This window comes from Burkholderia sp. AU4i (genome assembly GCF_000466765.1).
Lineage (GTDB): Bacteria > Pseudomonadota > Gammaproteobacteria > Burkholderiales > Burkholderiaceae > Burkholderia > Burkholderia cepacia.
The window spans coordinates 1-4,874 of sequence record NZ_ASSI01000284.1 but is presented as its reverse complement, the minus strand read 5'-3'; the positions used below and the strand labels follow the sequence as shown (position 1 = coordinate 4,874).

Genomic DNA, 4,874 nt, shown 5'->3' with positions numbered 1-4,874 from the left:
GCGCCGCGAGCCGCCGCGCGAGTGCCGCGCCGATCCCCGAGCCGGCGCCGGTGATCAGCGCGATCCGGGCGACGTGCGCGGCGCGCGGCCTCACGCGGCGACCTTGTCGCTGTCGTTCACGCGCTCGACGTTGATCGTGCCGACGTGGAACGCGGCCAGCGACTCGCGGTGCGCGATGCTGACGATCGCGGCCTTCGGCAGCCGTTCGGCGAACAGGTGGTACAGGCGCGCCTCGTTGTCGGCGTCGAGCGCGCTCGTCGCTTCGTCGAGGAACAGGAAGTCGGGCTTGTGCAGCAGCACGCGCGCGCCGGCAAGGCGCTGCTGTTCGCCCGGCGACAGCACGCGGGTCCAGTGCGCGGTCTCGTCGAGGCGCTCGGCATAATCGTCGAGGCGGCATGCGCGCAGCGCGTCGCGGCAGGCTTCGTCGCTGAACGCGTCGGCTGTCGCCGGATAGGTGAGCGCGGCCTTCAGCGTGCCGATCGGCAGATAGCTCGTTTGCGGCACGAACATCATCCGTGCGCCGACCGGCGCATCGATCGCGCCGTCGCCGAACGGCCAGAGCCCCGCGAGCGCGCGCATGAACGTGCTCTTGCCGGAACCCGACTTGCCGATCACGAGCCAGCGCGAGCCGGGCTCGATCGTGACGCTGCCGATGTTCGCGAGCGCGTTGCCGTTCGGGAGCGCGAGCTTGAGCGACGACGTCGACAGCTTCGCGGCGTCGACGTAATGCAGGTTGATGCCGCCGTGCTCGGTCGCGGGCGACAGGCTTTCCTTCAGGTGCGACGTGCCCATCACGCGCTTGAATTCGCGCAGACGGTTGACGGTGGCGCGCCACTCGACGAGGGTCGAGTAACTGTTGATGAACCACGAGAACGAATCGCTGACGGTGCCGAACGCGGACGAGATCTGCATCAGCACGCCGAACGAGAACGCGCCCGCGAAATAGCGCGGCGCGGCGACGACGAGCGGGAAGATGATCGCGATCTGCCCGTAGAAGCTCAGCACGAAAGTGAGCCGCTTCGTGTACTTCATCACGCGCCACCAGTTGTCGCGGATGCGCATGAAGAGGTTTTGCGCGTTGCCGGTCTCGGTCTTCTCGCCGTCGTAGAACGCGATCTGCTCGGCGTTCTCGCGCACGCGGATCAGCCCGAAGCGGAAGTCGGCCTCGACGCGCTGCTGCTGGTAGTTGATCGACACGAGCGGGTGGCCGACCTTCTGGATGATCAGCGAGCCGACCACCGCGTACAGCGCCGCCGCCCACACCATGTAGCCGGGGATCGTGATCGGCGTCGCGCCGAGCGAGAGCGTCAGCGCGCCGGCGAGCGACCACAGGATCGTGATGAACGACACGAGCGTGACGACCGTCGACAGCAGGTCGAGCGACAGCGCGAGCGTGGTCGTCGAGAACGACTGAAGGTCGTCGGTGATCCGCTGGTCGGGGTTGTCGGCGAGACGGTCACGTTCGATCCGGTAGAACGCGCGATCGCCGAGCCACTGGCCGAGAAAACGGTCGGTGAGCCACTGGCGCCAGCGGAAGCCGAGCATCTGCCGCAGGTAGCGGCCGTACACGGCGAGGATGATGAACGCGAACGCGAGCGCGGAGAACTGCATCAGCAGGTTCGGGAAGTCGTGGACGTCCTTCGACTGCAGCGCGTTGTAGAACTCCGCGTTCCACTTGTTGAGCCGGACGTTGATCCAGACCACGCAGAGGTTGATCGCGATGATCGCGACCAGCAGGCCCCATGCGATTTTCCATTCGGACGATACCCAGTAGGGCTTGATGAGGCTCCATGCGGATACCGGGCGCTCGTCCTGCGGCGCGTCGGAGGCGGAGCGGACGGGATCGATCGATTGGGTCATGTGCTTCCTGATGAGTAGCCGGCGCGCGGGCCGGGCGAAGCCGGGCGCGCGCCGCGATACGGCATGCCGGGACGCGGCGCCGACTGACGGCGGGCGTCCGGATGGTCGCCCGCGTGTCTTAAACGGCACTTAAGGCCGGCGGTGACGCGGCAACCGGCCGCTCGTGCGGCCGGCCTGCGGGCATTGTGCCAGAGCGGCGCGGCACGACGGCGAATTTGCCGCAAGGGGGACAGTTTGCGGCGCTTTCCGCTTTTATGGTCTAATGGCCGACGACGAAACAGGGGTGCTTTGTAGCGCGGCCGGCGGATGTTCCGGGCAGCGCAATGAGGCTGAGAAAGACCCTTCGCACCCGATCCGGGTAATACCGGCGAGGGAAGTTTCTGATCCCGCCGGGTCGCGCTGGCTGCCATCCCACATGGTCAGCGCCCGAGTCCCGCCCGGCCGGCCTTTGCTGCCGGTTTCGTCCTTTTGGGTACGCGCATTGCGCGTTACGGAAGGAATGATGACCGCACAATCTTCAGTCTTTTGCATGGTTCCCGGCCCGATGTCGCGTGCGTTCGCATGCGGCGGCGCGTGCGCGTCGACGTTCGTCGGGCGCGCCCGCGCGGAGGGGGCGCGATGAACGTCCGGGACACCCACCCCGATTTCGCGGTGCTCGGCGGCGGCCTCGTCGGCCGCCTGATCGCATGGCGGCTCGCAGGCGACGGCCATCGCGTCGCGCTTTACGAGCGCGGCGGCCCGGACGGCGAGCAGTCGGCCGCGTGGATCGCGGCCGCCATGCTCGCACCGCTCGCGGAAGCGGCGAGCGCGGAGCTGCTGATCACCGAGCTCGGCGCCGCGTCGCTCGCGCGCTGGCCGCAGTGGCTCGCGGAACTGCCCGAACCCGTCTTCTTCCAGCATCACGGCACGCTCGTCGTCTGGCATCACGCGGACCGCGCGGAGGCGCCGCTGTTCGAGCGGCGCGTGCGCGCGAACGCGCCGGCCGGCCTGTTCGACAGCGGTTTCGTGACTCTCGCCGGCGCGCAGGTCGACGCGGCCGAGCCGGTGCTCGCGGGCCGCTTCGCGCGCGGCCTGCTGCTGCCGAACGAAGGCCAGCTCGACAATCGCCAGGCGCTGCGCGCGCTCGCGGCCGGCCTCGCCGAGCGCGGCGTCGACCTGCACTGGCACGTCACGATCGACGATGCGAACCTGCCCGCCGCGCATTTCACGATCGATTGTCGCGGGCTCGGCGCGAAACCCGCGCTGCCCGCGTTGCGCGGCATCCGCGGCGAAGTCGCGCGCGTGCACGCGCCCGGCATCGGGCTCACCCGGCCCGTGCGGCTGCTGCATCCGCGCTACCCGCTCTACATCGCACCGAAGCAGGACGATCTCTACGTGATCGGCGCGACCGAGGTGGAGGGCGAGGACATGTCGCCCGTCAGCGTGCGCTCCGCGCTCGAACTGCTGAGCGCGGCATTCTCCGTGCATCCGGCGTTCGGCGAGGCGCGCATCCTGGAACTCAATGCGCAGTGCCGGCCGACGCTGCCCGATCATCGCCCGGCGGTGATCTGGGATGGTGCGTCGACGCTCGCCGTCAACGGCCTGTACCGGCACGGCTTCATGATCGCGCCGGAAGTCGCGCACGCGGCCGTCGCCCTTGCCGAAGCCGCTCTCGGCGGCGCGTTCGGCGATCCCGACGCGTTCGCCGCGTGGCGCGACGCCGAGCGCTGGCCGACGCTCCTTCATCACCGCAACGACGCGCGCCAGCCGGCCTGACGCGCACCGCCGACCGAATTCGACGAAGCCTCATGGACATCCAGATCAACCAACAGAACCTGACGTTGCCCGACGGCGCAACGGTGGCCGACGCGCTCGCCGCGTACGGCGCGCGTCCGCCGTACGCGGTCGCGCTGAACGGCAACTTCGTCGCGCGCACGCAGCACGCGGCGCGCGCACTCGCGGCGGGCGACAAGCTCGACGTCGTGCACCCGGTCGCGGGCGGCTGAGCGCCGCCGGTTCGTCCCCGCTCTTTCAGGAAAACGACATGACGTCCCTCACCTCCGCCGACGCGCTGACGCTGTACGGCGAAACCTTCGCAAGCCGCGTGCTGATCGGCACGTCGCGCTATCCGTCGCTGCAGTCGCTGTCCGATTCGATCGCCGCGTCGCGCCCCGGGATGGTGACGGTCGCGCTGCGCCGCCAGATGACGGGCGGCACGGCCGAAGCCGGCTTCTTCGACCTGCTCAAGCGCCACGCGGTGCCGCTCTTGCCGAACACGGCCGGCTGCCAGACCGTCGCCGAAGCCGTGACGACCGCGCACATGGCGCGCGAGGTGTTCGGCACCGACTGGATCAAGCTCGAGCTGATCGGCGACGACTACACGCTGCAGCCCGACCCGGTCGGCCTGATCGAGGCGGCCGCGCAACTGGTCAAGGACGGTTTCAAGGTGCTGCCGTACTGCACCGAGGATCTCGTGATCGGCCGGCGCCTGCTCGACGCCGGCTGCGAGGCGCTGATGCCGTGGGGCGCGCCGATCGGCACCGGCAAGGGCGTCGTGAACCCGTACGGGCTGCGCGTGCTGCGCGAGCGCCTGCCGGACGTGCCGCTGATCGTCGACGCCGGGCTCGGCGTGCCGTCGCACGCGTGCCAGGTGATGGAATGGGGCTTCGACGGCGTGTTGCTGAACACCGCCGTGTCGCAGGCCACGCACCCGGAGATCATGGCGCGTGCGTTCGCGCAGGGCGTCGAGGCCGGCCGTGCCGCGTATCTCGCCGGGCCGATGGACGCGCGCGAGACCGCGCACGCCAGCACGCCGGTCGTCGGGATGCCGTTCTGGCACCAGGACGGGGGCGGCGCATGAGCGTGCGTTTCGCCGATGCATTCTGGCCGCCGGCCGACGAACTGGCCGAAGCGGCCGAACGGATTCGCGCCCGGCTGGGCGACTGGCCGGGCGCCGCCGCGCCGTGGCGGCTTTGCGTCGCGGTGCCCGACGCGCCGGCCGACGGCGACGTGCTGATCGTATCGGCCGGCGACCG

Annotated in this window: 4 protein-coding genes, 1 pseudogene and 1 riboswitch; of the genes and pseudogenes, 4 read left to right on the top strand and 1 reads right to left on the bottom strand. The window is 69.9% G+C overall.

Annotated elements, in window-relative coordinates; translation table 11 throughout:
• Nucleotides 1-90: 90 nt before the first annotated feature.
• Nucleotides 91-1,860 carry an ABC transporter ATP-binding protein/permease gene (locus L810_RS40545; RefSeq protein ID WP_021163928.1) on the bottom strand — a complete coding sequence of 590 codons (1,770 nt, stop codon included), beginning with the start codon at nucleotides 1,858-1,860 and terminating at the stop codon, nucleotides 91-93.
• A 269-nt stretch (nucleotides 1,861-2,129) separates the two neighbouring features.
• Nucleotides 2,130-2,253, top strand: a riboswitch (TPP riboswitch).
• A gap of 225 nt (nucleotides 2,254-2,478) precedes the next feature.
• Here L810_RS40545 and L810_RS40540 point away from each other — a divergent pair.
• The 4 genes and pseudogenes from L810_RS40540 to L810_RS49485 form a co-directional block, all read left to right on the top strand.
• Entirely contained in the window at nucleotides 2,479-3,615 is a 1,137-nt protein-coding gene (locus tag L810_RS40540) for an FAD-dependent oxidoreductase (protein WP_021163926.1), read from the top strand.
• Between the two features lie 32 nt (nucleotides 3,616-3,647).
• Entirely contained in the window at nucleotides 3,648-3,845 is a 198-nt protein-coding gene (gene thiS, locus L810_RS40535) for a sulfur carrier protein ThiS (RefSeq protein WP_011350713.1), read from the top strand.
• A gap of 38 nt (nucleotides 3,846-3,883) precedes the next feature.
• Nucleotides 3,884-4,699, top strand: coding sequence for a thiazole synthase (locus L810_RS40530; protein WP_021163925.1), 816 nt, complete (start codon nucleotides 3,884-3,886; stop codon nucleotides 4,697-4,699).
• Nucleotides 4,696-4,874 (top strand): annotated as a pseudogene (locus L810_RS49485) (thiamine phosphate synthase); the annotation flags it as partial. The gene L810_RS40530 and the pseudogene L810_RS49485, both read left to right, overlap by 4 nt.

Bases quoted from the DNA above. Each gene is read 5' to 3' on its own strand.
- L810_RS40545 (WP_021163928.1), bottom strand. From the start codon at position 1,860: ATGACCCAATCGATCGATCCCGTCCGCTCCGCCTCCGACGCGCCGCAG.
- L810_RS40540 (WP_021163926.1), top strand. From the start codon at position 2,479: ATGAACGTCCGGGACACCCACCCCGATTTCGCGGTGCTCGGCGGCGGC.
- thiS (WP_011350713.1), top strand. From the start codon at position 3,648: ATGGACATCCAGATCAACCAACAGAACCTGACGTTGCCCGACGGCGCA.
- L810_RS40530 (WP_021163925.1), top strand. From the start codon at position 3,884: ATGACGTCCCTCACCTCCGCCGACGCGCTGACGCTGTACGGCGAAACC.